Annotated in this window: 24 protein-coding genes and 2 tRNA genes; 18 read left to right on the top strand and 8 right to left on the bottom strand. The window is 68.7% G+C overall.

Features of this window, described 5'->3' with window-relative positions; translation table 11 throughout:
• Nucleotides 1–10 precede the first annotated feature (10 nt).
• The 7 genes from recF (at nt 11) to ACWD4O_RS09030 (ending at nt 8,482) form a co-directional block, all read left to right on the top strand.
• Nucleotides 11–1,132 (top strand): DNA replication/repair protein RecF, encoded by a 1,122-nt coding sequence (recF, locus tag ACWD4O_RS09060; RefSeq protein WP_451278885.1) that lies wholly within the window; start codon nt 11–13, stop codon nt 1,130–1,132.
• A complete protein-coding gene (locus ACWD4O_RS09055) occupies nt 1,129–1,677 on the top strand; it encodes a DUF721 domain-containing protein (protein WP_451278883.1) in 549 nt (182 codons plus the stop codon). The genes recF and ACWD4O_RS09055 overlap by 4 nt, the downstream gene beginning before the upstream one ends.
• Nucleotides 1,678–2,051: 374 nt before the next feature.
• Nucleotides 2,052–4,154, top strand: coding sequence for a DNA topoisomerase (ATP-hydrolyzing) subunit B (gyrB, locus tag ACWD4O_RS09050; protein WP_451278881.1), 2,103 nt, complete (start codon nt 2,052–2,054; stop codon nt 4,152–4,154).
• 42 nt (nt 4,155–4,196) lie between these two features.
• Entirely contained in the window at nt 4,197–6,791 is a 2,595-nt protein-coding gene (gene gyrA, locus ACWD4O_RS09045; protein WP_451278879.1) for a DNA gyrase subunit A, read from the top strand.
• Nucleotides 6,792–6,810: 19 nt separating this feature from the next.
• Nucleotides 6,811–7,629: a DUF3566 domain-containing protein gene (locus ACWD4O_RS09040; RefSeq protein ID WP_450946547.1), complete on the top strand. Its 819-nt coding sequence runs from the start codon at nt 6,811–6,813 to the stop codon at nt 7,627–7,629.
• A gap of 123 nt (nt 7,630–7,752) precedes the next feature.
• Nucleotides 7,753–7,829: transfer RNA gene (locus ACWD4O_RS09035), tRNA-Ile, on the top strand.
• A gap of 191 nt (nt 7,830–8,020) precedes the next feature.
• A complete protein-coding gene (locus tag ACWD4O_RS09030) occupies nt 8,021–8,482 on the top strand; it encodes a DUF6083 domain-containing protein (protein ID WP_451278876.1) in 462 nt (153 codons plus the stop codon).
• Between the two features lie 118 nt (nt 8,483–8,600).
• Here ACWD4O_RS09030 and ACWD4O_RS09025 read toward each other — a convergent pair whose 3' ends face one another.
• Complete coding sequence (locus ACWD4O_RS09025) at nt 8,601–8,966, bottom strand: DUF6344 domain-containing protein (protein WP_451278874.1); 366 nt, start codon at nt 8,964–8,966, stop codon at nt 8,601–8,603.
• Nucleotides 8,967–9,327: 361 nt separating this feature from the next.
• Here ACWD4O_RS09025 and ACWD4O_RS09020 point away from each other — a divergent pair, with 361 nt between their 5' ends.
• Both ACWD4O_RS09020 and ACWD4O_RS09015 read left to right on the top strand, forming a co-directional pair.
• A complete protein-coding gene (locus tag ACWD4O_RS09020; protein WP_003999697.1) occupies nt 9,328–9,456 on the top strand; it encodes a DLW-39 family protein in 129 nt (42 codons plus the stop codon).
• Between the two features lie 190 nt (nt 9,457–9,646).
• Entirely contained in the window at nt 9,647–11,101 is a 1,455-nt protein-coding gene (locus tag ACWD4O_RS09015) for a hypothetical protein (RefSeq protein ID WP_451278872.1), read from the top strand.
• Here the strand turns inward: ACWD4O_RS09015 and ACWD4O_RS09010 are convergent.
• Both ACWD4O_RS09010 and ACWD4O_RS09005 read right to left on the bottom strand, forming a co-directional pair.
• Nucleotides 11,065–12,744, bottom strand: coding sequence for a protein kinase domain-containing protein (locus ACWD4O_RS09010; protein WP_451278870.1), 1,680 nt, complete (start codon nt 12,742–12,744; stop codon nt 11,065–11,067). The genes ACWD4O_RS09015 and ACWD4O_RS09010 overlap by 37 nt on opposite strands.
• Nucleotides 12,745–12,946: 202 nt before the next feature.
• Entirely contained in the window at nt 12,947–13,495 is a 549-nt protein-coding gene (locus ACWD4O_RS09005; RefSeq protein WP_351907552.1) for a helix-turn-helix domain-containing protein, read from the bottom strand.
• Between the two features lie 184 nt (nt 13,496–13,679).
• Between ACWD4O_RS09005 and ACWD4O_RS09000 the strand changes: the two genes are divergently transcribed.
• A tRNA-Ala gene (locus tag ACWD4O_RS09000) sits at nt 13,680–13,752 on the top strand.
• Between the two features lie 62 nt (nt 13,753–13,814).
• Here ACWD4O_RS09000 and ACWD4O_RS08995 read toward each other — a convergent pair.
• Nucleotides 13,815–14,531, bottom strand: coding sequence for a DUF5324 family protein (locus tag ACWD4O_RS08995; protein ID WP_451278868.1), 717 nt, complete (start codon nt 14,529–14,531; stop codon nt 13,815–13,817).
• 463 nt (nt 14,532–14,994) lie between these two features.
• On the opposite strand from ACWD4O_RS08995, the gene ACWD4O_RS08990 reads away from it, so the two are divergent.
• Nucleotides 14,995–15,528, top strand: coding sequence for a peptidylprolyl isomerase (locus ACWD4O_RS08990; protein ID WP_451278866.1), 534 nt, complete (start codon nt 14,995–14,997; stop codon nt 15,526–15,528).
• A gap of 158 nt (nt 15,529–15,686) precedes the next feature.
• Nucleotides 15,687–16,586 (top strand): rhomboid family intramembrane serine protease, encoded by a 900-nt coding sequence (locus ACWD4O_RS08985; protein ID WP_451278864.1) that lies wholly within the window; start codon nt 15,687–15,689, stop codon nt 16,584–16,586.
• A 242-nt stretch (nt 16,587–16,828) separates the two neighbouring features.
• Here the strand turns inward: ACWD4O_RS08985 and crgA are convergent, their stop codons facing one another.
• Nucleotides 16,829–17,083: a cell division protein CrgA gene (gene crgA / locus ACWD4O_RS08980; protein ID WP_127178975.1), complete on the bottom strand. Its 255-nt coding sequence runs from the start codon at nt 17,081–17,083 to the stop codon at nt 16,829–16,831.
• A gap of 142 nt (nt 17,084–17,225) precedes the next feature.
• Here crgA and ACWD4O_RS08975 point away from each other — a divergent pair, with 142 nt between their 5' ends.
• Genes ACWD4O_RS08975 through ACWD4O_RS08950 form a run of 6 tightly spaced genes read left to right on the top strand, consistent with a single transcriptional unit; the run spans nt 17,226 to nt 21,534 of the window.
• The gene (locus tag ACWD4O_RS08975; RefSeq protein WP_451278862.1) at nt 17,226–18,098 is read left to right on the top strand and encodes a DUF881 domain-containing protein; all 873 of its coding nucleotides are present in this window, start codon (nt 17,226–17,228) and stop codon (nt 18,096–18,098) included.
• A gap of 43 nt (nt 18,099–18,141) precedes the next feature.
• Nucleotides 18,142–18,837, top strand: coding sequence for a class E sortase (locus ACWD4O_RS08970; RefSeq protein WP_451278860.1), 696 nt, complete (start codon nt 18,142–18,144; stop codon nt 18,835–18,837).
• 53 nt (nt 18,838–18,890) lie between these two features.
• The gene (locus tag ACWD4O_RS08965; protein WP_351907539.1) at nt 18,891–19,052 is read left to right on the top strand and encodes a hypothetical protein; all 162 of its coding nucleotides are present in this window, start codon (nt 18,891–18,893) and stop codon (nt 19,050–19,052) included.
• Nucleotides 19,049–19,687: an aminodeoxychorismate/anthranilate synthase component II gene (locus ACWD4O_RS08960; protein WP_358802267.1), complete on the top strand. Its 639-nt coding sequence runs from the start codon at nt 19,049–19,051 to the stop codon at nt 19,685–19,687. Before ACWD4O_RS08965 ends, ACWD4O_RS08960 begins: the two co-directional genes overlap by 4 nt.
• A complete protein-coding gene (locus ACWD4O_RS08955; protein ID WP_451278857.1) occupies nt 19,684–20,742 on the top strand; it encodes a class E sortase in 1,059 nt (352 codons plus the stop codon). The genes ACWD4O_RS08960 and ACWD4O_RS08955 overlap by 4 nt, the downstream gene beginning before the upstream one ends.
• A 30-nt stretch (nt 20,743–20,772) precedes the next feature.
• On the top strand, nt 20,773–21,534 hold the full coding sequence (locus ACWD4O_RS08950; RefSeq protein ID WP_451278855.1) for a class E sortase: 762 nt from the start codon (nt 20,773–20,775) through the stop codon (nt 21,532–21,534).
• Between the two features lie 123 nt (nt 21,535–21,657).
• On the opposite strand, the gene pknB is transcribed toward ACWD4O_RS08950, so the two are convergent.
• The 3 genes from pknB to ACWD4O_RS08935 form a co-directional block, all read right to left on the bottom strand.
• Nucleotides 21,658–23,619, bottom strand: a complete 1,962-nt coding sequence (pknB, locus tag ACWD4O_RS08945) for a Stk1 family PASTA domain-containing Ser/Thr kinase (protein ID WP_451278853.1) — start codon at nt 23,617–23,619, stop codon at nt 21,658–21,660.
• Between the two features lie 168 nt (nt 23,620–23,787).
• Complete coding sequence (locus ACWD4O_RS08940; RefSeq protein ID WP_451278851.1) at nt 23,788–25,257, bottom strand: penicillin-binding transpeptidase domain-containing protein; 1,470 nt, start codon at nt 25,255–25,257, stop codon at nt 23,788–23,790.
• On the bottom strand, nt 25,254–26,693 hold the full coding sequence (locus ACWD4O_RS08935; protein WP_351905614.1) for an FtsW/RodA/SpoVE family cell cycle protein: 1,440 nt from the start codon (nt 26,691–26,693) through the stop codon (nt 25,254–25,256). Before ACWD4O_RS08935 ends, ACWD4O_RS08940 begins: the two co-directional genes overlap by 4 nt.
• Nucleotides 26,694–26,713: the final 20 nt, after the last annotated feature.

The raw sequence follows: 26,713 nt of genomic DNA, 5'->3' as shown, positions 1-26,713 counted from the left end.
GCGAACGACCATGCACGTCACGCATCTGTCGCTGGCCGACTTCCGCTCGTACGCCCGGGTCGAAGTTCCGCTCGACCCGGGCGTCACCGCCTTCGTGGGCCCCAACGGGCAGGGCAAGACGAACCTCGTCGAGGCCGTCGGCTACCTCGCCACCCTGGGCAGTCACCGGGTCGCCTCGGACGCTCCGCTGGTCCGCATGGGCGCCGACCGTGCGATCGTCCGGGCGCAGGTCAAGCAGGGCGAGCGGCAGCAGCTGGTCGAGCTGGAGCTGAACCCCGGCAAGGCCAACCGCGCCCGCATCAACAGGTCCTCGCAGGTCAGGCCGCGTGATGTGCTCGGCATCGTGCGGACCGTGCTGTTCGCGCCCGAGGACCTCGCCCTGGTGAAGGGCGACCCGGGTGAGCGCCGCCGCTTCCTGGACGAGCTGATCACCGCCCGTTCCCCGCGCATGGCGGGAGTGCGCTCCGACTACGAGCGGGTCCTCAAGCAGCGCAACACGCTCCTGAAGACGGCCGCGCTCGCCCGGCGGCACGGCGGCCGTTCCATGGACCTGTCCACCCTCGACGTCTGGGATCAGCACCTCGCGCGCGTGGGCGCCGAGCTGCTCGCCCAGCGGCTCGACCTGGTGGCCGCGATCCAGCCGCTCGCCGACAAGGCGTACGAGCAGCTGGCACCCGGTGGCGGTCCGGTGGCTCTGGAGTACAAGTCGTCGGCTCCCGGCGAGGCACACACGCGTGAGGAGCTCTACGGGCAGCTCATGGCGGCGCTCGCGGACGCCCGCAAGCAGGAGATCGAGCGGGGCGTCACGCTGGTGGGCCCCCATCGGGACGATGTGGTGCTCAAACTCGGCCCGATGCCGGCCAAGGGGTACGCCTCGCACGGTGAGTCCTGGTCGTACGCGCTGGCGCTGCGGCTGGCCTCGTACGACCTGCTGCGGGCCGAGGGCAATGAGCCGGTGCTGGTCCTGGACGACGTCTTCGCCGAGCTGGACGCCCGTCGGCGGGAGCGGCTGGCCGAGCTGGTCGCGCCCGGCGAGCAGGTGCTGGTGACGGCCGCGGTCGACGACGACGTGCCGGACGTCCTCGCGGGGGCGCGGTACACCGTGTCCGGGGGGACGGTGGAGCGGACATGAGCGGCGACGAGCCCGCCCCGAAGCAGGGCGCCGAGCGGAGCCCCGAGCCCTCCGGCGTCGACCTCGCGCGCGTGGCGCTCAGGGCGGCACGCGAGCAGGCACGCGCGCGTGGGGACGCGGTGCAGCAGAAGAAGCAGGCCCGGCGCGGGGGCGGCCTGCGCTCCGGAGCGCGCGCGGACGGCCGCGACCCGATGGCGCTGGGCGCCGCGATCAACCGGCTGCTCACCGAGCGCGGGTGGGAGGCGCCTGCGGCGGTGGGCGGGGTGATGGGCCGGTGGCCGCAGATGGTGGGCGAGAACCTGGCCAAGCACTGCGTCCCGGAGAGGTACGACGAGGACGAGCGGGTCCTGGTCGTGCAGTGCGACTCCACGGCCTGGGCGACCCAGCTGCGGCATCTCACGCCCACCCTGGTGGCCCGGCTGAACGAGGACCTGGGGCATGGCACCGTGCGGATGATCAAGGTGCTCAACCCCGGCGGCCCGCCCCGCCGCTACGGCCCCCTCAGGGCCCCTGGGAGCACCGGCCCCGGCGATACCTATGGGTGACGTATATCACGTATCCGAAGGCCGGGACGGGTCTGTCGTGACCGCCCGGCCTTCGTTCCGTGTGCCCGCGTGCGGGTGCGAATTCCGACCTGACTCCCAAGTAGCCAAGGGTTGACACCCGGAAGCGCTGAGTGCCTCCGTGAGCCTCTTGGAGCCCCCATCCACATATCGGGACCCGGAAGAGACCGGTTGAGGGCGGCACATGCGGACTCAGGTACCGGCAAACCCCCATCACTGTCAGTGCTACCGGTAGACTGGAAGCCAATCCCGCCCCGAACGTGGGGACCGCCCGGGAAAAGCTGAGCAACGCTGATCAAGGCTTACCAACGCAACATGCCGCAGCCGCTCCGGCAACCTGCCGATGAGCCTGGCTAGTGCTGTGCCAGAAAGGGCGCTTCGTGGCCGATTCCGGCAACCCCAACGAGAACATCCCGTCCACCGACGCCGGCGCGAACGACGAGGTCATCGCCTCGAGCAACTCGAGCATCTCGAGCACCGAGGTCACCGCCTCGTACGACGCCAGCGCCATTACCGTCCTCGAGGGCCTGGACGCCGTCCGCAAGCGACCCGGTATGTACATCGGTTCCACCGGTGAGCGGGGGCTGCACCACCTTGTGTACGAGGTCGTCGACAACTCGGTCGACGAGGCGCTGGCCGGGCACGCGGACACCATCGACGTGACGATCCTGGCCGACGGCGGTGTCCGGGTCATCGACAATGGCCGTGGCATCCCGGTGGGCATCGTCCCCTCCGAGGGCAAGCCGGCCCTCGAGGTCGTGCTCACGGTGCTGCACGCGGGCGGCAAGTTCGGCGGCGGCGGCTACGCGGTCTCCGGTGGTCTGCACGGCGTCGGCGTCTCGGTCGTGAACGCCCTGTCGAGCAAGGTCGCCGTCGAGGTGAAGACGGACGGCCACCGCTGGACGCAGGACTACAAGATGGGCGTGCCCACGGCGCCGCTCGTCCAGCACGAGGCCACGGACGAGACGGGAACCTCGGTCACCTTCTGGGCCGACGGCGACATCTTCGAGACCCTCGAGTACTCCTTCGAGACGCTCTCGCGGCGTTTCCAGGAGATGGCGTTCCTCAACAAGGGTCTGACGATCAAGCTCACCGACGAGCGTGAGTCGGCGAAGGCCACCGCCGGGGCGGACGAGGCGGGTGCGGACGAGAAGGACGAGGTCAGGACCGTCACGTACCACTACGAGGGCGGCATCGTCGACTTCGTGAAGTACCTCAACTCCCGCAAGGGCGATGTGGTGCACCCGACGGTGATCGACCTCGAGGCGGAGGACAAGGAGAAGGCCCTCTCCCTCGAAGTCGCCATGCAGTGGAACAGCGGCTACAGCGAGGGCGTGTACTCCTTCGCCAACATCATCCACACGCATGAGGGCGGTACGCACGAAGAGGGCTTCCGCGCGGCGCTGACGAACCTGGTCAACAAGTACGCGCGCGACAAGAAGCTGCTGCGCGAGAAGGACGACAACCTCACGGGCGACGACATCCGCGAGGGTCTGACCGCGATCATCTCCGTCAAGCTGAGCGAGCCGCAGTTCGAGGGCCAGACCAAGACCAAGCTGGGCAACACGGAGGCGAAGACCTTCGTCCAGAAGGCGGTCTACGAGCACCTCAACGACTGGCTGGACCGCAACCCGGTGGAGGCGGCGGACATCGTCCGCAAGGGCATCCAGGCGGCCACCGCGCGCGTGGCGGCCCGCAAGGCCCGCGACCTGACGCGCCGCAAGGGCCTGCTGGAGTCGGCGTCCCTGCCGGGCAAGCTCTCCGACTGCCAGTCGAACGACCCCGTCAAGTGCGAGATCTTCATTGTCGAGGGTGACTCCGCCGGCGGCTCGGCCAAGTCCGGCCGCAACCCGCAGTACCAGGCGATCCTTCCGATCCGCGGCAAGATCCTCAACGTGGAGAAGTCGCGGATCGACAAGATCCTGCAGAACCAGGAGATCCAGGCGCTGATCTCCGCCTTCGGCACCGGTGTGCACGAGGACTTCGACATCTCCAAGCTCCGCTATCACAAGATCATCCTGATGGCGGACGCCGACGTCGACGGCCAGCACATCAACACCCTGCTGCTGACCTTCCTGTTCCGCTTCATGCGGCCGCTGGTCGAGGCCGGGCACGTGTTCCTGTCCCGTCCCCCGCTCTACAAGATCAAGTGGGGCCGGGAGGACATCGAGTACGCGTACTCCGACCGGGAGCGCGACGCGCTGCTCGAGATGGGCCGCCAGCGCGGCAAGCGCGTGCGCGAGGACTCGATCCAGCGCTTCAAGGGCCTCGGCGAGATGAACGCCGAGGAACTGCGCATCACCACGATGGACCAGGAGCACCGCGTCCTCGGCCAGGTCACCCTGGACGACGCCGCCCAGGCCGACGACCTGTTCTCCGTCCTCATGGGTGAGGACGTCGAAGCCCGCCGCGCGTTCATCCAGCGCAACGCCAAGGACGTCCGCTTCCTCGACATCTGAGTCGGTCTCAGCTGACCGCACCAGGAAGGATCCCCACCAGCTATGACCGACGAGAACACTCCCGTCACCCCTGAAGAGGGCGGCGACGTCGTGATGCGCATCGAGCCCGTCGGGCTCGAGACGGAGATGCAGCGCTCCTACCTCGACTACGCGATGTCCGTCATCGTCTCGCGTGCGCTGCCGGACGTCAGGGACGGCCTCAAGCCCGTCCACCGGCGCGTCCTGTACGCCATGTACGACGGCGGCTACCGGCCCGAGAAGGGCTTCTACAAGTGTGCCCGCGTCGTCGGCGACGTCATGGGCAACTACCACCCGCACGGCGACTCCTCGATCTACGACGCGCTGGTCCGCCTCGCGCAGCCGTGGTCGATGCGGATGCCGCTGGTGGACTCCAACGGCAACTTCGGCTCTCCCGGCAACGACCCGGCGGCCGCCATGCGGTACACCGAGTGCAAGATGATGCCGCTGTCCATGGAGATGGTCCGCGACATCGACGAGGAGACCGTCGACTTCACGGACAACTACGACGGCCGCTCCCAGGAGCCGACCGTCCTGCCGGCCCGTTTCCCGAACCTGCTGATCAACGGTTCGGCCGGTATCGCGGTCGGTATGGCGACCAACATCCCCTCGCACAACCTGCGCGAGGTCGCGTCCGGCGCCCAGTGGTACCTGGAGAACCCGGAGGCCTCGCACGAGGAGCTGCTGGACGCGCTCATCGAGCGCATCAAGGGCCCCGACTTCCCGACCGGCGCGCTGGTGGTGGGCCGCAAGGGCATCGAGGAGGCCTACCGCACGGGCCGTGGCTCGATCACCATGCGGGCGGTCGTCGAGGTCGAGGAGATCCAGAACCGCCAGTGCCTGGTGGTCACGGAGCTGCCCTACCAGGTCAACCCCGACAACCTCGCGCAGAAGATCGCCGACCTGGTGAAGGACGGCAAGATCGGCGGCATCGCGGACGTCCGCGACGAGACGTCGTCGCGCACCGGCCAGCGCCTGGTCATCGTCCTGAAGCGGGACGCGGTCGCCAAGGTCGTCCTGAACAACCTCTACAAGCACACGGACCTGCAGTCGAACTTCGGCGCGAACATGCTCGCCCTGGTCGACGGCGTCCCGCGCACCCTGTCCCTGGACGCGTTCATCCGGCACTGGGTGACGCACCAGATCGAGGTCATCGTCCGGCGCACCAAGTTCCGTCTGCGCAAGGCGGAGGAGCGCGCCCACATCCTGCGTGGCCTCCTGAAGGCCCTGGACGCCATCGACGAGGTCATCGCGCTGATCCGGCGCAGCGACACCGTCGACATCGCGCGCACGGGCCTGATGGGCCTCCTGGAGATCGACGAGATCCAGGCCAACGCGATCCTCGAGATGCAGCTGCGTCGACTGGCCGCGCTGGAGCGGCAGAAGATCGTCCAGGAGCACGACGAACTCCAGGCGAAGATCAACGAGTACAACGCGATCCTCGCCTCCCCGGTGCGCCAGCGCGGCATCGTCAGCGAGGAGCTCGCCGCGATCGTCGAGAAGTACGGCGACGACCGCAAGACGATGCTGGTGCCCTACGACGGCGACATGTCCATCGAGGACCTGATCGCCGAAGAGGACATCGTCGTCACCATCTCGCGCGGGGGCTACGTCAAGCGCACCAAGACGGACGACTACCGCTCGCAGAAGCGCGGCGGCAAGGGTGTGCGTGGCGCGAAGCTGAAGGAAGACGACATCGTCGACCACTTCTTCGTCTCCACCACGCACCATTGGCTGCTGTTCTTCACCAACAAGGGCCGTGTGTACCGGGCGAAGGCGTACGAGCTGCCCGACGCCGGTCGTGACGCGCGTGGACAGCACGTCGCGAACCTGCTGGCCTTCCAGCCGGACGAGGCGATCGCCGAGATCCTCGCGATCCGCGACTACGAGGCGGCGCCGTATCTGATCCTGGCCACCAAGGGCGGTCTGGTGAAGAAGACGCCTCTGAAGGATTACGATTCGCCGCGTTCCGGTGGTGTCATCGCGATCAATCTCCGTGAGACGGAGGACGGTTCCGACGATGAACTGATCGGAGCCGAACTCGTCTCGGCGGACGATGATCTGCTTCTGATCAGCAAGAAGGCACAGTCGATCAGGTTCACCGCCACGGACGAAAGCCTGCGGCCCATGGGCCGTGCCACCTCGGGCGTCAAGGGCATGAGCTTCCGTGAGGGAGACCAGCTGCTCTCGATGAATGTTGTTCGACCCGGTACGTTCGTGTTCACTGCCACGGACGGCGGGTACGCGAAGCGGACCGCCGTCGACGAGTACCGCGTCCAGGGTCGCGGCGGCCTCGGTATCAAGGCCGCCAAGATCGTGGAGGACCGCGGCTCGCTCGTCGGCGCGTTGGTGGTCGAGGAGACCGACGAGATCCTCGCCATCTCGCTGTCGGGCGGTGTGATTCGTACGCGAGTCAACGAGGTCAGGGAGACGGGCCGTGACACCATGGGCGTCCAACTGATCAACCTGGGCAAGCGCGATGCCGTCGTCGGCATCGCACGTAACGCCGAGGCGGGGCGCGAGGCGGAGGAGGTCGACGGTGAGGACGCCGTGGACGAGACCGCCGAGCAGGCCACGACCACCGGCACGGACGAGGGTGAGTCGCCCTCGGCTGAGTAGCACCGAGGAGTGAGTCATCGTGAGTGGAGCCACGGGCGCCGGTACGTCTGCCGGTACGGACAAGAACGGCGGCGGCCGTGGCTCCGCCGCGTCGACGGGGGACGCGCGTACGACCGACGCGCGGGGCGCGGGGGGCGGTGACGGACGTGCTGCGGACACGCACACGACCCAGCTGAAGGCGATCAAGGCCCCCGTGGCCGACTCCCCCTCGTCGGCACCTTCGACCGACACCCAAGGTGCCAAGGGATCCCAGGGGGGAACCGTGACGGACACCCGAGGCCCACGGGCCGAGCAGGAGGCGTCGCCGCTGCCCGGCGAGCGTCAGCCGCAGCAGCCCGCGGGGCCCTACCACCCGCCGCAGGCCTATCCGACGCAGGCGCCCGCGGTCGCGCCGGCGGCCGGGCCCGCCGCCTCGGCCCAGGCCGGGGCGGTTCGGCGGCCGCGGACGGGCGCGCGCACCACGCCCCGCGTCCGCAAGGCGCGGCTGCGGGTGGCGAAGGCCGACCCGTGGTCGGTGATGAAGGTCAGCTTCCTGCTCTCCATCGCGCTGGGCATCTGCACGATCGTCGCGGCGGCCGTGCTGTGGATGGTCATGGACGCGATGGGCGTCTTCTCGACGGTCGGCGGCACGATCTCGGAGGCGACCGGCTCGAACGAGTCGAACGGCTTCGACCTCCAGTCGTTCCTGTCGCTCCCCCACGTCCTGATGTTCACGTCGATCATCGCGGTCATCGACGTGGTCCTCGCGACGGCGCTGGCCACCCTCGGCGCGTTCATCTACAACCTCTCCGCGGGCTTCGTCGGAGGCGTCGAGCTGACGCTGGCCGAGGACGAGTGACCTTTGTCGTCATAGCCGTTTCAAACCTCGCCGCGGGTCCCGCGACTATCGATTTTGGGACTGCCCGCGTCGTGCGCTAATCTTCAGGAGTCAGCGCGCGGGACACACACCGCAGAGCGCGGCGGGGCTATAGCTCAGTTGGTTAGAGCGCATCCCTGATAAGGATGAGGCCACAGGTTCAAATCCTGTTAGCCCCACCAGCTGGAAGACCCCCGGTCCACTCGGACCGGGGGTCTTCGGCATGTAGGGGGACAGTGGTTCGGGCTCTGCTATTACGGCCAAATCGCGACCTACTGTCATTTGCGCGATCCCGCCCACACTCGAACGTATGGGGACGACAGCTGATCGGGGCGATCGCTGGTGCCAGTGCTGTGGGAAGTCCGGTCCTGGCGTGCGCAGTCGGGGGCGCATCGATCTCATGGCGGAGTTCTGCGACGACTGCTGGAATCGGGTCGCCAACCAGATGGCGTCGGCAGACGGCGCCACAGCGCCGCCGTGGCCCGAGCCCGACGGCGACGACGTCACCTTCCTGGAGCCGCCGACCTGTGCCCGGTGCGGTCGTGACATCCGGATCTTTCCGACGGTCTACGACCGCTGGGTGAGCCTGTCCACCGCGGAACTGCCGGCCAAGGACGTTCCCCCGCGGTTCCGCTGGCGCCTCACCAGGCTCCCCGGACGCCACACGCCCGTGATCGTCGATGTCCTGGCCGTCCGGGTGCGGGCCATCGCTCCGCTGCCCGGTGAGCTGGTGATACCGGCCCATCGGATGCTCTGCGCCGTGGAGGAAGCGGAGGAAGCGGAGGAAGCCGAAGAGGCGGAGGAGGCGGAGAAGGAGCTGGACGGCTACGACTGACATCCGGGCCGACATGGGTGTGCGCACGGCGAAGGCCCGGTGGCTCCTGGGGAGCTGCCGGGCCTGCTCGTGCGGGCTGTACGCAAGTTCGCCGTCACGTGAGGGTCACAAGGGCCGCTCAGCGCTGCAGGGGGATGGCCGGCTCGGCCGGTTCCGCGAGGTCGCAGGAGGTCGTGGTGCTCTCGGCCGGTTCCGTGTCCGGGAGTCCGCGGTGGCGGCAGCTGGGGGACTTTCCGTGTGCCTCGGCGCGGATGCGCTGTTTCATCGTGGGGGGCAGGGAGCGGGTCTGGGACCAGAGCCAGGGGGAGGAGATCGTCGGCCAGGCCGCAGTGTGCTTGGCGGGCACACTCTCGCTGTTGCGCGTCGGCTCGGTCCGGGCTGCCGCCGTCGTGGCGGTCGTCGTGATGAGTCCGAGCGCCGTGCACAGCGCAAGGAAGGCGGTGACGATGGCGGTCCACAGCTTCATGACCCGGTTCTCGGTCATGGCCCCTCACTTTCGGGTTGGGCGATTTGCGTACTTTCCTCATGATGTGTATGGAGGGCGCGAAGTGGTGGACCGACGCTCGCGGCGTGGCGTTGTTCCGATGAACACCACTCGAATGGGTGCAAGGCATCGGAAAACGGGAGGAGAATGGATCAGATGGGGTGAGAGGGGATGAAAATCACCCTCCGTGGAGATGTGATCACCCTCCGATCGGAGCGGTGTGATCCGCGGTGTGATCGCCTGCTACTGCGCTGCCGGGGGCGGGAGTTGAGGGCCGGACGCAGGTCACCGATCGGTATCGGTCGGTGTGTATAGTCGGGCGCCAGAGGTCCCCTACGTCAAGGAAAGACGAGGTCGCGCGGTGAAGAAGCTTCTCCTGGTCGCACTGGCCGCCATCGGCGGGCTCCTTGTGTACCGCCAGATCCAGGCGGATCGCGCCGAGCAGGATCTGTGGACGGAGGCGACTGACTCCGTGCCCACGGGTTCGTGAGTACCGATACGAAGACTGAGAAGTCCGAGCAGACCCCGGCCGCCGATTGCGGTCGGGGTTTTGTGTTGCGGATCCCCGGGCCTGCGGTTAGAGGCGGGCTTTTCGGACGCTCCTACGGAATGCACGGGTGGCGCGCGCACGGGCGGGGCAGGATGGCCCACGTTCGGTCGAAGGCGAGGGGGCGGGTTCGATGGGCCGGCGTGCGGGGCGGACGGGGCGTGAAAGGCGTGGGGCGGCCGGATGGCACACCCGCGCGCGGATCGCCGCCGTGACAGCGGCGCTCTGCGCGTCGTCCGCGGCGCTGCCCGGTCCGGTCGCCGTGGCCGCGCCGGACGTCCCGTCGTACGCCTTCGCCGACGACGTCCGCACCGCCGCGGCGGCGACGGGCACGAGCGGCGCGGCACGCCTGGAGCCCGGCGCGACCTACCGGAGCTCCCTGGAGGGGAAGAAGAAGGCCTACTACCGTCTCGAACTCGACGGCACCTCGAACGCGTACGTCGCCGTGACGGCCGTCCCGCGCGCGGATGCCGAGCTGTCCGTCGGCGAGGGGATCAGCGTCTCCGTGGAGGACTCCGACAGCGCCACCTGCTCCCGGGACTCGGTGATCGTCGGGGCGTCCAAGAGCCCGCAGCCGATCACGGCCTGGGGCGCGCGCGAGCTCCTGCCGGGCAAGGGGCTGTGCCAGGAGGCCGGGACGTACTACGTCGTCGTCGAGCGCACCGGCACCGGCGCGGCTTCCTCCGAGGCCTCCGAGGCCTCCGAGGCCTCCGAGGACTCCGACGACGACAGGACGGATCTCGCCGCCGCGGAGCCATGGGAGCTGGAGCTCGCGGCCGTGTCGGAGCCGTCGCTGCAGAAGGCGGCCGCCACGAGCGTGCCCGAGGCCTGGGACTCCGCGACGCCCACGCCGCCCGTGGCCGAGCCGGTGACCGTCCGGGGCGGGGCCGGATTTGCCAAGGCGACGGTTGTGGAGCAGGGCGTCTGGAGCGACGAGATCGTCCCCGGGCAGACCCTCTTCTACAAGGTGCCCGTCGACTGGGGCCGCCAGATGTCCGCCGCCGTCGACCTCGGCAGCGCCGACAAGAACTCCGGGTATGTGGTCGATGCCCTGGACATGACCCTCTACAACCCGGTGCGGGCCGAGGTGACGAACGCGAGCGTCGGGTACGGCGGCAGCCAGAAGTCGGCCGCTCTGCCCGCCGTCCCGCCGGTCAGATACGTCAACCGGTACGCGCCCACCGACCCGACGAACTCTTTGCGGTTCGCCGGCTCGTACTACCTCGTGGTGCACCTCGCCGCGCAGGTGGACGAGCGTTTCGGGGACGGCCCCTACGGGCTGACCCTGCGCGTCGGCCTTCGCGGAAGCACCCAGGACGGACCGGGATACGCGCAACGGTCGGTGCCGCGCGGGTTCTTCGACGTCGGCGCGCTGGATCCGGAGCCGTCGGCGGGCGGGGGCGGGACCGGCGGCGGCACCGCCTCGGGCGGTGGCGCGTCGGACGGCGACCCGGCGATGCGGGTGGTCGCGGTGGGCGGCTTCGGCGCCGGAAGCCTGCTGCTGACGGTGCTCGGGGTCTGGACGCTGACCGCCCGGCGCAGGGCGGCGGCTCAGATCCGCGCCAACGCCCAGAACCCCACGGCGTAGCAGGCCAGCGCGAGGAGCAGCAACGGCACCGCGACCTTGGCCGGCGGGCCGGGACGCCCCCGGCGCGCGGCGCGATGCCCCCGCCGGCCGTTCTGCGGCGCGGGCGTCTGCGCGGTGTACGTGGCGGTGGAGGCATCGGCGCGCGGTCGCCCGTACGAGGGCGCGGGGGAGACGGGCGTCGGCGCGTAGGCGGGGGGACGTGGAGTGGGGGTGGGTGTGGGGGTGGAGAGGGAGGCGGACGTCGGCTGCGGAGGCGGCAGGTGGAAGCTGCCGGTGTCCGACATGGAGGGGACGGCGACCGGGGCGGGAGCAGCAGTCGGGGTGACCGGCTGGGGAGCCGAATGTGTGGGGCGGCGCGGGTCGGTCGGTATGGAGTCCGTGCCGGGCCACGACCGGCCGGTGCCGGTGCCGGTGCCGGTGCCGGTGCCCGCGCCGATGCCGTTGTCGGCCCGGGCGGGCAGGGAGCCGGTGCCCGGGTGGGCAGGATGGACGGCCGCGCCTGGGCCGGAAGGAGACGATCCGGTGCCCGGCGGGGCGGGATCAGGGGCCCATTCCGGGCGGGCAGGCAGGGAGCCGGTGCCCGGGCGGGCCGGATCCGGAGCGGTGTACGGGCGGGGCGGATCCGGAGCGGTGTACGGGCGGGGCGGCAGGAAGCCCGCGCCCGCGCCGGTCCCTGTAGCCGAACCCGCGCCGCTACCTGTATCGGTACCTGTACCGACGTCTGAACCCGTGCCCGTGCCCGTGCCTCGGAGCGGTGTCGGTGTCGTCGGGCCCTCGGGGCCGAACCCCTTGGGCAGTGCGCCCAGTTGGTCGAAGATCTCGATCGTCTCGTCGTCCGGGCCGGGCTCGGGCAGCAGCTCGACGGCCGCCGCGAGCGCCTTGCGCGCGCCCGTGGCCGTACGGAAACGGGACTGCGGGTCCGGTTGCAGCAGGGTGGCCACGACCTGCCACAGCGGCTCCGGAACGCTCTTGGGAGCGCTCGGAGTTCCGTGTTCGGCGAAGTACTCGACGAGCGCCTTGGCGTCCGGCTTGGCGCCCTCCAGCAGATACAGCGCGACCAGGCCGACGGCGAACAGGTCGGCCGGGAAGTCCGGGTCGGCGCCCAGCATCTGCTCGGGCGCGAGGTAACCCGGCGTCCCCACCACGAGGTTGGTGTCGGTCAGCCGGGGTTCGCCGAGCCGCATGGCGATGCCGAAGTCGGAGAGCCGGAGCCGGGGCCGGCCCGTTCCGGTGGCCTCCAGCAGGATGTTGGCGGGTTTGATGTCGCGGTGCACGACGCCCTCCGCGTGGACCGCGGTGAGCCCGGAGAGCAACTGGTCGAGCAGTGTGCACACGAACAACGGGGGCAGCGGGCCGTAGTCGCCGACGAGATGGACCAGGGAGCCGCCGGCGACCAGGTCCATGGTGAACAGGACCTTGTCGTCGTCGGCGGCCCAGCTGGCGGGCGCGAGGACGTGGGGATGGTCGATCCGCAGCGCCTGCTCGCGGACGAACCGCAGCAGCGCGTGCGCGTCGCTCTGCTGGAGTACCTTGGCGGCGACATAGCGGCGGCGACGGTGGTCCCAGGCGCGCCAGACCGCACCGACCCCTCCGCGGCCGATCGGGTCGGCCAGTTCGTACCGTGCGGCGAAGACCTCACCCATGGCGGTGCCTAGCTCCTCCCCCTTGTCCCCTTCTCCCTTTGGCCCTCTCGTCTGTCTCGTCTCTCTAGGTTCTCCCCCGTTGCCACCCCCGCGATGAGCGATACGACCCCCGTATGCCCCCGAACCGCCCCCTAAGGGGTCTGCCCCCCGAAGTTGCCGACTGCCCGGCTGCCGAACCCCCTTCGGCGACCGGGCCGAGGGCTCAGCTCTGGTGGGACTGGTAGTGCGTGACCGCGTCGGAGGTACGGCCGGCGCCGTACACCCGGAGGAACTCTGCCAGTTCCGGGTGGGTCGGGGCGAGAGTGTCGGCGGCCTCGATGATGTCGCCGGCGGCGGCCACCGAGCGCAGCAGGGACTGGATCTCGCGGACGACCCGCTTGACCGTCGGCGCTCCTGAACTGCTCGTCGTCTGTGTGGTGTTGCTGAGCACCGAGCCCCCCTGCGACCGCTTGATCTCGTCCATGCGCTCGGTCGCCTCGGCGGCGCTGACGCTGCCGTCCGCGACCTGCGCCGCCAACTCCTGGAGCAGCTGCACCCGCTGCACCACGGCCGGGTTGCCGATCTTCGCCCGCTGACCGCTCATCAGCTGCGACAGCATCGGTGCCGACAGTCCCAGTACCCCCGCGAGACGAGCCTGGTTGAGGCCAAGATCGTCGATGAGCTTACGGAAGAGCGCCCCCAGCGGCTCCCCGTACCAGTTCCGCTGCAGTTCCCGCGCTCTCGCGGTCGCTTCCTGCTGTGCGGCGTCCATTGCGTCTCCCCATCGCTCTTCCCCAGAGAACCGCGGTTCGCTGTCGCGAACCACGTCCGAGCATCTTACGGAGAGTGGTCATCCGCGGGGACCCCCAATCTTTTTGCGAGATACCCCGGGTGACCCGGTACTCTGGTCTGCGGCGCCCGCCGGTAAGAGGTTTCTCCGGCCGGTCGTCTCTTGCGGGGCCTTAGCTCAGTTGGTAGAGCGCTGTCTTTGCATGGCAGATGTCAGGGGTTCGACTCCCCTAGGCTCCACGCACAAGACCCCTCCGACCTGCGGAAAGCAGGTCGGAGGGGTCTTTTCGGTGGGTGGTCGCTCAGCCGCGGTCCTCGCGCTTCGCGGCTTCCTCCTCGGCCTCCTTGGCCTGGACCTCGGGGTCCAGGGCCGTGGTGTCGTCGCTGCCGTCCACCGAGGTCAGACCGCCTGCGGCCGACACCTCCGTGGCCGCCGGCGGCTCGACCAGCCAGTCCGGGTTGGCCTGCTTGTCCCACCACTTCCAGGCCGCGAAGGCGCCGCCGGCGACGACGCCCAGCACCACGAGCGCCTTGGCGAGCTTGCCCGCCTTGGCCCGGCGCCGGTGCTTGCGCACCAGCTTCTCGATCTCCTTCGGCGTCACCTGGCCGCGCAGGGCCGCCAGCGCGGCGACGCCACGGGCCGCGGCCTCGTCCCGCACGGGCCCGGCCGCGGCCACGGCCTGTTCGATCCTCGGCCGGGAGTAGTCGGCGGCCTGCCGTGCGGCCAGTCGGGCACGGGCGGCCGCCTCCTGTGCGGCCAGGTCGACCTTCGGCGGGACATGTGTCTTGGCCTGTTCCACGCGCGGGGCGACATGGGCGTCGTACTGGACGCGGGCCTGGACTCGGGCTTGGTCGGCGGCCTGCGACACCTTGGGCGCGAGCCGTACACGGGCTTCCTGCGCGTAGAGCGCGGCCCGCTCCTTGGCCGTGTCGGCGTAGGGCGCCACCACTTCCGCGGCGTGCAGCACGCTGTCCTTCGCCGAGCCGGTCGCGGCGCGCACGCTGTCGATGCGGGTCACGGGTTCCTCCTCCTCGGTGGCGTACGTACGGTATTTCGACTTTCCACCCTTTTACGGATCATGCCTGCCGACGGCCGTCCCGGCATGTGCGGACGGGCATACGGGTGCCGGTCGCGCGCTGAACGCACGCTGATCATGTGCGACAGCGGATGGATGGATCGATGGCCTGATGGCCTGATGGCTTGACGGGTGATGGATCGATGGATCGATGGATTCGGATCTTCGGTGTGGATCGGTGCAGATTCTGATCAATGCAAACAGTCGGTGCATTGGCAACAGAGCGTCTACAGGGCGACAAAGCCGACGATGCCACGGATCGGCCGCGCCCGCTCCCGTCCAGGCCGACTCGGGTGCGATTCCGTGCCGGAACCGTCGGTTCCGATCGGGGGCGGGCCGTCCGACCATGCGGGCCGCCGACCGTGCGAGGATCGGGGGGTCACAGGAAGACAACGGAAGGCAGATCGTGGCCGAGCAGCTGTACGCCACCCTGAAGACCAACCACGGCGACATCGAGATCCGGCTCTTCCCGGACCATGCCCCGAAGACGGTCAGGAACTTCGTCGAGCTCGCCACCGGTGAGCGTGAGTGGGTCAACCCGGAAACCGGCGTGAAGTCCACGGACAGGCTCTACGACGGCACGGTCTTCCACCGGGTGATCAGCGGATTCATGATCCAGGGCGGTGACCCGCTGGGCAACGGCACCGGCGGTCCCGGCTACCAGTTCGAGGACGAGTTCCACCCGGACCTGCGGTTCGACAAGCCCTACCTGCTGGCCATGGCCAACGCCGGCCCGGCCACCAACGGCTCGCAGTTCTTCGTCACCGTCTCCCCGACGGCCTGGCTGTCCCGCAAGCACACCATCTTCGGCGAGGTCACCGACCCGGCCAGCCAGAAGGTCGTGGACGCCATCGCGACCACCCAGACCAACCCGCGCACCGACCGTCCGCTGAAGGACGTCGTCATCGAGTCGGTCGTCGTGGAGAGCCGCAAGGGCTGAACGGCGCCTTCGGGAACCATGCGCCCTGCTCGTCCGTAAGGATGAGCAGGGCGGTTCCTTTACGATCCGTTCCGACCGGATCCCTTCCCATGCCATCCTTCCGGTCCACTTCGAACACGGCGGCTCACGCGATTCGCACGTATTGACTGGGGGAGCCCATGGACCAGGCGCCTGGCAGCCGGCAGGACGACGCGCAGAGCGGCCTGCCCGTCTGCTACCGGCACCCCGACCGGGAGACCGGCATTCGCTGCACCCGCTGCGAGCGCCCGATCTGCCCCGAGTGCATGGTCAGCGCCTCCGTCGGCTTCCAGTGCCCCAACTGCGTCCGCGAGGGTTCCGGCACGGGCCACGCGCCCGGCGCCTCGCAGCCCCGCACCATCGCGGGCGGCGCGGTCGCGGCCGATCCCCACCTGGTCACCAAGATCCTTCTGGGGATCAACGTGGCGATGTTCGTGCTCCAGCAGGCCCTCGGCGACAGTTTCACCGACCGGTTCGACCTGATCGGCCGGGCGATCATGCCGGCTCTGGGGTACGGCGAACTCCAGGGCGTGGCCGAAGGACAGTGGTACCGGCTGCTGACCTCGATGTTCCTGCACGGCAGCGTCATCCACATCCTGTCCAACATGCTCAGCCTCTGGTGGATCGGCGGCCCGCTCGAAGCGGCCCTCGGCCGGGTTCGCTACCTCGCGCTGTACCTGGTCTCCGGTCTCGCCGGCAGCGCGCTCACGTATCTGATCGCCGCGCCCAACGAGGCCTCGCTCGGCGCCTCCGGGGCGATCTTCGGGCTCTTCGGGGCGCTCGCCGTGCTGGTGCGCCGACAGCGGCTGGACATGCGGCCGGTGATCGCCCTGCTGGTGATCAACCTGGTCATCACCTTCGGATGGGCCGGGATCGCCTGGCAGGCGCATATCGGCGGCCTGGTCGCCGGCGTCGTCATCGGCTTCGGGATGCTCCACGCGCCCCGCGATCGCAGGGCGCTCGTGCAGTTCGGGACCTGCGCCGTGATGCTGGCCGTCGTCCTGGTCGTGACGCTCCTGAGGACCGCTCAGCTCACCTGAGCGCGCTGTTGTCCACAGTCTGTGTCGAATCTTGTGCACAACGTGCGGGAACAACTGTGCCCCCTGTCATCGACCCGCGTTTGCGCAGGTCGGGCAGGGGGCGAACAGTTTTTCGAGTGAAGGTGACAGCCGGTAGTTACGTCACACCGGCGTCAACCCTCGATGAGTTATCCACAGATCGTCTTTCTTTTCCCCATGTGGAAAACCGCTGTGGATAACTCACGGAACAGCCGTGGGCAGAGCTACTTCCACTGCGTGGAGACGCCGAAGCCGGCCGCGATGAACCCGAAGCCGACGACGATGTTCCAGTTGTCCAGCTTGTCGATGGGCAGCGAGCCGTCGGTCACGTAGAAGACCACGATCCAGGCCAGCCCGATGAGGAACATGGCCAGCATCACGGGGGCGACCCAGGCACGGCTGTTCAGCTTGATGGCGGTCGTCTGCTTCGCCGGTGGCGGCGTGTAGTCGGCCTTCTTGCGGATACGTGACTTCGGCACGAGGGTCTCTCCTGTCGATGCGCTGCGTGGCCGCGCAGAGTGCTGGGGTCGGGCTCGGGGGCTGCGTGCCAGGGGACTGAGGGGCTCCTCCGGGCGTCCGTTAGCGTAGTGCTTCTACGGCGCCGAAGGAGATAAGGGTACGTTGAGCAATTCTGCCGACTCCCCCCGGACGGGTTCAACGGGTTCACCCCCCGATCCCACCCCCGTTTCCCCTTCCGTTCCCTCACCCGTTCCCTCCGCGGCTTCCCCGGCTGCTTCCTCCGCGGCTTCCTCCGCCGATCGCCGGGGCGGTTTCCGTCCCGTGCGGGTGCTCACCGTGGGCGTCTTCGCCCTCGCCGGTCTCCTCTTCTTCACCAGCTTCAGCACCGCCAAGGGCACCAACATCCGCACGGACGCCTCTTTGCTGAAGCTGTCCGACCTCATCCAGGAACGCAGCCAGAAGAACGGCGAACTGGAGGGGGCGAACGGAGCCCTGCGCGACGACGTGGAGTCGCTGGCCGAGGCCGACGACGGCAGCACCCAGGCCCAGGACGACAAGCTCGCGGGACTGGAGAAGGGCGCTGGCACCCAGCAGCTCAAGGGCAAGGCGATCACCGTCACGCTCAACGACGCCCCGCCGAACGCCACCGCCAAGCTCCCCGGATACCCGGAACCGCAGCCCGACTACCTGGTCATCCACCAGCAGGACCTCCAGGCCGTGGTGAACGCGCTCTGGCAGGGCGGCGCCCAGGGCATCAAGGTCATGGACCAGCGGCTGATCTCCACCAGCGCCGTCCGCTGCGTCGGCAACACCCTGATCCTCCAGGGCCGCGTCTACTCGCCGCCGTACAAGATCCAGGCGGTCGGCGACCCGGAGAAGCTGCAGCAGGCGCTCGCGGACGCCCCGGCGATCCAGAACTACATGGTCTACGTGAATGTCTACGGCCTCGGCTGGAAAGTCACCGAGGACGGGGCGGTGACTCTGCCGGGTTACTCGGGCACAGTGGATCTGCACTACGCCAAGCCTGTGGAGTAAGGCCTCAAGCGGGCCGTCGAGCGAGTCCTTATCGGAGCCGCCGGTGCGGGTGATCGTCAGGACGTTCAGCGAGCTGTGCATCACGGTAGGCGCCGTCATCGTCCTGTTTGTCGTCTACGTACTGTTCTGGACCGGTGTCCAGGCCGACCGTGTCATGGACGACCAGATCGACGCCCTCCACGACCAGTGGGCTCAGCCGACCCCCGGTACGAGCGCGAGCCCGAGGTCGAGCCCGAGCCCGAGCGCCACCGCGCAGCCGGCGCCGTACCGGAGCGGCAAGCCGTTCGCGGTCATGTACATCCCGCGTCTTGGTTTCACGTGGAACAAGCCGGTTCTCGAGGGCACGGGGACCGGCACCCTGAAGAAGGGGCTGGGGCACTATGCGGGGACGGCCCGGCTCGGGCAGACCGGGAACTTCTCCGTCGCAGGTCACCGCCGTACCTACGGCGACCCCTTCAAGGACTTCCCGAAGCTCAGGCGCGGGGACGCGGTGGTGCTGACGGACGGAACGACCTGGTTCACGTATCGGATCGACAAAGGCCCTTACAAAACCGTGCCCTCGGATGTCGAGGTGATCGACGCTGTGCCACGTAAGTCGGGGTACACGCGTCCGGGCCGGTACCTGACGTTGACCACGTGCGATCCGGAATGGGGGCACAGTCATCGGCTGATCGTCTGGGCGCACCTGGACTCCACACAGCCTGTGGAGGCAGGCGAACCGAAGGCTCTGCGCCGTTAGTCTGGTGACGTACGGCGTGAGTCAGGTGCCGTGGTGCGAACGGAAGGGACGGCATGTACGGCTGGATCTGGCGGCATCTGCCGGGAAACGCGTGGGTGAGGGCGCTGATCTCGATCATGCTGGTCGTGGCCGTGGTGTACGCGCTGTTCCAGTACGTCTTCCCGTGGGCCGAACCGCTGCTTCCCTTCAACGATGTGACGGTGGACAACCAGTGAGCGCGCGCATTCTCGTCGTCGACAACTACGACAGCTTCGTCTTCAACCTGGTTCAGTACCTGTACCAGCTGGGCGCCGAGTGCGAGGTCCTGCGCAACGACGAGGTCTCCACGGCCCACGCCCAGGACGGTTTCGACGGCGTTCTGCTGTCCCCCGGCCCCGGTACGCCCGAGGAGGCCGGCGTCTGCATCGAGATGGTCCGGCACTGCGCGGCCACCGGTGTCCCCGTCTTCGGCGTCTGCCTGGGCATGCAGTCGATGCAGGTGGCGTACGGCGGTGTCGTCGACCGGGCGCCGGAGCTGCTGCATGGCAAGACCTCGCTGGTGGAGCACGAGGGCCGGGGCGTCTTCGCGGGCCTGCCGACCCCGTTCACCGCGACCCGCTACCACTCGCTGGCCGCCGAGCCGGCGACGGTACCGGCCGAACTCGAGGTGACCGCCCGTACCCACGACGGGATCATCATGGGCCTGCGCCACCGTGAACTGCCCGTCGAGGGCGTCCAGTTCCACCCGGAGTCGGTGCTGACCGAGCACGGGCACCTGATGCTGGCCAACTGGCTGGTGGAGTGCGGCGACCAGGGCGCGGTGGCGAGGTCGGCGGGGCTCGCCCCGGTGGTGGGCAGGGCCACGGCGTGACCGCGCTGCGCCCCGAGCGCGAGGACTCGTACGGCACCGCGCCGTACGAGTCCTTCGGCGGTGACGCGTACGGCGCCGCCCCTTACGCGGGGGAGCCGTACCAACCGCCGATCGACGAGGAGACGGTGGCGCTGCGGATACCGCCGCCGGCCTCCCCGTTCGGCGGCGAGGCCATATCGGCCTCTGGAGCCTCAACGGCCTCTCCGCTCCCTGGAACACCTGCCGGTGGACGTGCGGCCCGCAGAAAGGCCGCCAAGGGCCGTCGTGGGCGTCATGGCGGCCCGGGCGACGACTCCGAGTCGTACAACGGGGCCGACGCGCCGTCCCAGGGCGAGCGGCGCCTGTCGCGCGTCGAGGCCCGCCGAAGGGAGCGGGCCCGCAAGCCGAGCGCGGCCGTCGTCGCCAGCCGGGCGGTCGGCGAGGTGTTCATCACCACGGGCGTGCTGATGCTGCTGTTCGTCACCTACCAGTTGTGGTGGACGAACGTGCGGGCCCACGCGCAGGCGGACAAGGAGGCGAACAGCCTCCAGGACGACTGGGCGAAGGGAAAGGGCGCCCCCGGCGTCTTCTCGCCGGGGCAGGGTTTCGCCCTGCTGCACATCCCCAAGCTGGACGTGGTCGTGCCGATCGCGGAGGGCATCAGCAACAAGAAGGTGCTCGACAAGGGCATGGTCGGGCACTACGGGGAGAGCCCGCTGGAGACGGCGATGCCCGACGCGAAGACCGGCAACTTCGGGCTCGCGGGCCACCGCAACACGCACGGCGAGCCGTTCCGGTACATCAACCGGCTCCAGGCGGGCGACGACATCGTCGTCGAGACGCAGAACGAGTACTTCGTCTACAAGATGACGTCCTCGCTGCCGGTGACCGCGCCCAGCAACACGAGCGTCCTGGACCCCGTCCCGCCGGGTTCCGGGTTCACCGGGCCAGGCAGGTACATCACCCTCACCACCTGCACGCCGGAGTTCACCAGCAAGTACCGCTTGATCGTCTGGGGCAAGATGGTCGAGGAACGGCCGCGCAGCAAGGGCAAGCCGGACGCGCTCGTCGAGTAGGCGTGCCGTCGAGTAGTCGAGTAAAGGCAGATGAACGTGGCAGCGACCACCGGCGACACCGAGCACGAAGAGCACGCGCGCGTGGACGCGCCCGAAACCCCGCCGCCGCGCCGCGCGGGCGGGCGGATCGCCTTCGCCGTGAGCGTCTTCGGCGAACTCCTCATCACCGCGGGCCTGGTGCTCGGCCTGTTCGTCGTCTACTCGCTCTGGTGGACGAACGTCGTCGCCGACCGGCACGCGGACCGGCAGGGCGACAAGGTGCGCGACAACTGGGCCCAGCAGGACACCGGTCCCGGCGCGCTCGACACCAAGGACGGCATCGGCTTCCTCCATGTGCCCGCGATGAAGAACGGCGAGGTGCTGGTCGAGCAGGGCACGTCGTCGAAGGTCCTCAACGACGGCGTCGCCGGCTACTACACCGACCCGATCAAGGCCGCCCTCCCGACGAGCGGCAAGGAGGGCAACTTCACGCTCGCCGCCCACCGCGACGGCCATGGCGCGAAGTTCCACAACATCGACAAGCTGGAGAAGGGCGACCCGATCGTCTTCGAGACGAAGGACAACTGGTACGTCTACAAGGTGTACGCGGTCCTTCCCGAAACCTCGAAGTACAACGTCGAGGTCCTCGGCCGGATCCCGAAGGAATCCGGCAAGAAGAAGGCCGGCCGCTACATCACGTTGACGACCTGCACGCCGGTGTACACGTCCCGGTACCGGTACGTGGTCTGGGGCGAGCTGGTCCGGGTGGACAAGGTCGACGCGGACCGGACTCCGCCGAAGGAACTCGGCTGAGCCGACAAGCTTCCTGCCAGGACCTACGAAGAGCATTCCTTCCAGGCACATACGAAGAACAGGGCCCCGCCGGTCACGACCGGCGGGGCCCTGTTCTTCGTTTTCTTCGTATGTCCTTCGGTGTCAGTTGAAGGGGTTGCCGTCGTTGTCGCCGTCGCCGTTGTTGTTGCCGTTCTTGATGGCGATCAGGTCGACCGTCTGGCCCCTGTTGACCGTGCTGCCGGGGGCCGGGTTCGAGCTGATGACCTGGGCGTCGTCGTCCTGGGAGCCGGTGATGCTGCCCACGTTCAGACCCGCGTTCTGCAGCGCCTGCTTGGCGTCCTTCAGGCTCAGTCCCTGAAGGTTCGACGGAACCTGGGTCTGGCTGCTCTTGCCGATCTGGATCTGGACCGTGGAGCCCTTGTCGGCCTGGGAGCCGATCGACGGGACGGTCTGGATGGTCTTGCCGACCGCGTTCTGGTCCTGGGTGTCGACCTCGACACAGGTGCCCGTCAGGTCGTTCTGCGCCATCTGGGCCTTGGCGTCGTCACAGCTCTTGCCGGAGACGTCGGGCACGGTGGCCTTCTCCTCGGCCTTGGCGATCTCGAGGGTGACTGTGGAGCCCTTCTCCAACTCCGTGGCCGGGTCAGGGTCCTGGCTGAGGACGGTACCTGCGTCCTGCGAGGACGTCGTCTGCTTTGTCTCGACCTGGAAGCCCTTGTCCTCAAGCTGTTTCGTCGCGGTCTCGACGTCCTTGTCGATCACGTTCGGCACCGCCACCTTCGGCGCGCCCGTGGACACCACGAGGTTGACGGTGTCGCCCTTGTTGACGGTCTTTCCGAACGCCGGGTCCTGCGAGCAGATGTTGCCCTTGGAGGAGCTCTCGCAGGCTTTCTCGGTGAAGACCGCGTTCAGGTCGACGTTCTCGGCCATGGTCTTGGCCTCGGCCTGCGACTTGTTCACGAAGTTCGGGACCGGGAAGGCCTTGTCCGCGGCGGCGTCGCCGTCGAAGATCCACTTGCCGATCAGGATCGCGCCCACCAGCACCAGCGCCGCGGCGACGACCAGCAGGATCGTCGAGGCGTTGGACTTCTTCTGGCGCCGCCGGTCGGGACGGTCGTCGTAGCCGAAGCCGCCGTCGTCCGGGTTCATGGGCGGCAGCATCGACGTGGCGCCGGCGTCCGCGGAGCGCATGGCCGTGGTCGCCTGGTCGTCGCCGTAACCGCCGTAGCCGACCGAGCCCATCGCTGCCGTGGCCGCGACCGGCTGACCGTCGAGGCAGGCCTCGATGTCGAGACGCATCTCGTCGGCCGACTGGTAGCGGTAGTTGGGGTCCTTGACCAGCGCCTTCAGGACGATGGCGTCCATCTCGGGGGTGATCTCGGGGTCGAAGACGCTCGGGGGCTGCGGTTCCTCCCGTACATGCTGGTAGGCCACCGCGACCGGGGAGTCCCCGACGAACGGCGGCCGCACCGTGAGCAGTTCGTAGAGCAGACAGCCCGTGGAGTACAGGTCGGAGCGCGCGTCGACCTGCTCGCCCTTCGCCTGTTCCGGCGAGAGGTACTGAGCGGTGCCGATCACGGCCGACGTCTGCGTCATCGTCATGCCGGAGTCGCCCATGGCGCGGGCGATGCCGAAGTCCATGACCTTGACCTGGCCGTTGCGCGTCAGCATGACGTTCGCCGGCTTGATGTCGCGGTGGACGATGCCGGCTCGGTGCGAGTACTCCAGGGCCTGGAGGATGCCGATGGTCATCTCCAGCGTCCGCTCCGGCAGCAGCTTGCGGCCGGAGTGGAGCAGCTCACGGAGCGTGGAGCCCTCGACGTACTCCATGACGATGTACGGGATCGAGACCCCGTCGATGTAGTCCTCGCCCGTGTCGTAGACCGCGACGATCGCGGGGTGGTTGAGCGAGGCGGCCGACTGGGCCTCCCGGCGGAACCGGGCCTGGAAGGAAGGGTCGCGCGCGAGGTCCGCGCGCAGCGTCTTCACCGCCACGGCGCGGCCCAGGCGGGTGTCATGCGCGAAATAGACCTCCGCCATGCCACCACGGCCGAGCACGTGGCCCAGCTCGTACCGGCCGCCGAGGCGACGCGGCTCTTCCATAGCTACCTACCAGCCCTCTCCGTCGGTCCCGACCGGCACACGTGTGCGGCCGGAGGCTGCCGTCCGGGCTACCGTACCCGGACCGCGCTGTGTGACCTGGCCAAGCCCGTCACCCGATACAGGACCGGTATCGCAACGTGCACCGATGTGTAGGCGACGTGATGGGGGTCACTTCTTGCTGTCGATGACTGCCTTCATCACGTCCCTTGCGATCGGGCCGGCGAGACCGCCGCCGGTGATGTCGCCGCGGTTGGCCGCGCCGTCCTCGACGACGACGGCGACGGCCACCGGCGCGCTGCCGTCGGACAGCTTCGCGTACGAGATGAACCAGGCGTACGGCTTCTCGCTGTTGTTGAGGCCGTGCTGTGCGGTACCGGTCTTGCCGCCGACGATGACGCCGCTGATCTTGGCCTTGCCGCCGGTGCCCTGAGAGTTGTTGACGACCGTCTCCATCATCTCCTGCAGGGCCTGCGCGGTCTTGGACGAGACGGCCTGCGACAGCTGCTGCGGCTCGGTCGTCTCGATGGTGTCCAGGTTCGCGGCCTTCAGCTGGTCGACCATGTACGGCTTCATCAGCTTGCCGTCGTTGGCGACCGCCGAGGCGACCATGGCCATCTGTAGCGGGGTGGCGCGGTTGGAGGCCTGCCCGATGCCGTCCTGGGCGTTCTGCGGCCGGTTGTCCTTGGGGTAGATGCTCTCCGCGGCGCGCACCGGGGTGTCCAGCTCGGCCTCGTTGAAGCCGAACTTCTCCGCCTGCTCGATCATCTTCTCGTTGCCGACGTTGTCGGCCATCTTCGCGAAGACGGTGTTGCAGGAGACCATGAGCGCGTACCGCAGGGTGGCGTTCTCGCAATCGCCGTGCTCGTTGGTGAGCTTGCTCGAGGACTCCGGCAGCTTGAACGGATCCGGGGTCTCGGTCTTCTCGTCGACGCCGGAGACCTCGCCGTTCTCCAGCGCGGCGGCGGCGGTGACGACCTTGAACGTGGAGCCCGGCGGGTAGGTCTCGCGCAGCGCGCGGTTGAGCATCGGGTCGTCGGCGTCGTTCTTCTTCTGGACCGCGCTCCACGCGTCGGAGTCCGCGTCGGAGGATCCGGCGAACTTCGACGGGTCGTACGACGGCGTCGAGACCAGCGCCAGGATCTTGCCGGTGGACGGCTCGATCGCGGCGACCGCGCCCTTCTTGCTGCCCAGGCCCTCGTAAGCGGCCTTCTGCGCGGCGGCGTTGAGGGTGGTGATGACGCTGCCGCCCTCCTTGTCCTTGCCCGTGATCATGTCCAGGGTGTTGCGGAAGAAGAGCCGGTCGTCGTTGCCGCTGAGGATGCCGTCCTCCAGCTTCTCCAGCTGGTTGGCGCCGAAGGCCTGCGAGGAGTAGCCGGTGACCGGCGCCCACATCGCGCCGTTGGTCCAGGTGCGCTTGTACTTGTAGTCGCCGGTGGTCTCGACCGAGCCGGTGATGGCCTTGCCGTCGACGATGATGTTGCCGCGCGGCGTCGAGTAGCGCGTGATGTTGACGCGGCGGTTCTTGGTGTCGCTGGCGAGGCTGTCCGCCTTGACGTACTGCAGGTAGTTGTCCCGCAGCAGCAGGGTGAGGACCAGGAGGCCGCAGAAGATCGCGATCCGGCGCAGGGGCTTGTTCATGACGGGCGGACCACCTGGGTCATCTCGGCGTCGGGGTTGGAAGCGGGCGCGGGTGCCGGGCGGCGCGCGGTGTCGCTGATTCTGATCAGGATGCCGATCAGGGCCCAGTTGGCGATGACGGAGGAACCGCCGTACGCCAGGAAGGGCATCGTCATACCGGTCAGCGGAATGAGGCCCATCACACCGCCGGCGACCACGAAGACCTGCAGTGCGAAGGCGCCGGAGAGGCCGATCGCGAGGAGCTTGCCGAACGGGTCGCGGGCGGCGAGGGCGGTGCGCACACCGCGCTCGACGATCAGCCCGTACAGCAGCAGGAGCGCCATGACGCCGGCCAGGCCCAGCTCCTCGCCGAAGGTGGCGAGGATGAAGTCGGAGTTGGCGGCGAACTTGATCAGCTCGGAGTGGCCCTGGCCCCAGCCGGTGCCGAGGGTGCCGCCGGAGCCGAACGCCCACAGGGCCTGCATGGCCTGCTCGGAGTGGCCGATGACGCCCTCCTGGGAGAGCTTGTACTCGCCCATCGGGTCGAGCCAGGCCTGGACACGCTGCTGTACGTGGCTCTCGAACTGGGCCACGCCGACCGCGCCGACCGCGGACATCAGCATGCCGAAGACGATCCAGCTGGTCCGCTCGGTGGCGACGTACAGCATGATGACGAACATTCCGAAGAACAGCAGCGAGGTGCCGAGGTCCGTCTCGAAGACCAGGATCAGGATCGAGATGATCCAGACGACGATGATCGGGCCGAGGTCGCGGCCGCGCGGCAGGTACAGACCGAGCACACGGCGGCTGGCCAGGGCGAGCGCGTCGCGCTTCACCATCAGATAGCCGGCGAAGAAGATCGCCAGCACGATCTTGGCGAACTCACCGGGCTGGATGGAGAAGCCGGCGACCGAGATCCAGATCTTGGCGCCGTAGATGTTCTGGCCGAGGCCCGGCACCAGCGGGAGCAGCAGCAGGAAGATCGCGCCGACCATGGAGATGTAGGTGTAGCGCTGCAGGACGCGGTGGTCCTTGAGGAAGATCAGCACCACGATGAACAGGGCGATGCCCATCGCCGTGTACAGCAGCTGCCGTGGCGCGGCCGTGCCGGCCTGCTCGGCGTTCTGCAGATACTTCGACTGGTCCAGCCGCCAGATGGCGACCAGTCCGAGCCCGTTCAGCAGCGTGGCCAGCGGCAGCAGCAGCGGGTCCGCGTACGGCGCGAACTTGCGGACGACGAGATGGGCGACGCCGGCCAGGAGCCCGAGGCCGAGCCCGTAGCTCAGGAGGCCGGACGGCACCTCCTCCTTGATGGCCAGGCCCACGTTGGCGTAGGCGAACACCGGGATGACGACGGCGAACACCAGCAGCGCGAGCTCGGTGTTGCGCCGGCTCGGCGTACCGATCGAGCCGATCGTGGACGTGTGATGCGTCGGCGAGTTGGTAGTACTGCTCATCGTGTGACGGGGCCTCTCAC

Source organism: Streptomyces sp. NPDC002623, from assembly GCF_053592635.1.
This window is presented reverse-complemented; position numbering and strand designations above follow the sequence as displayed.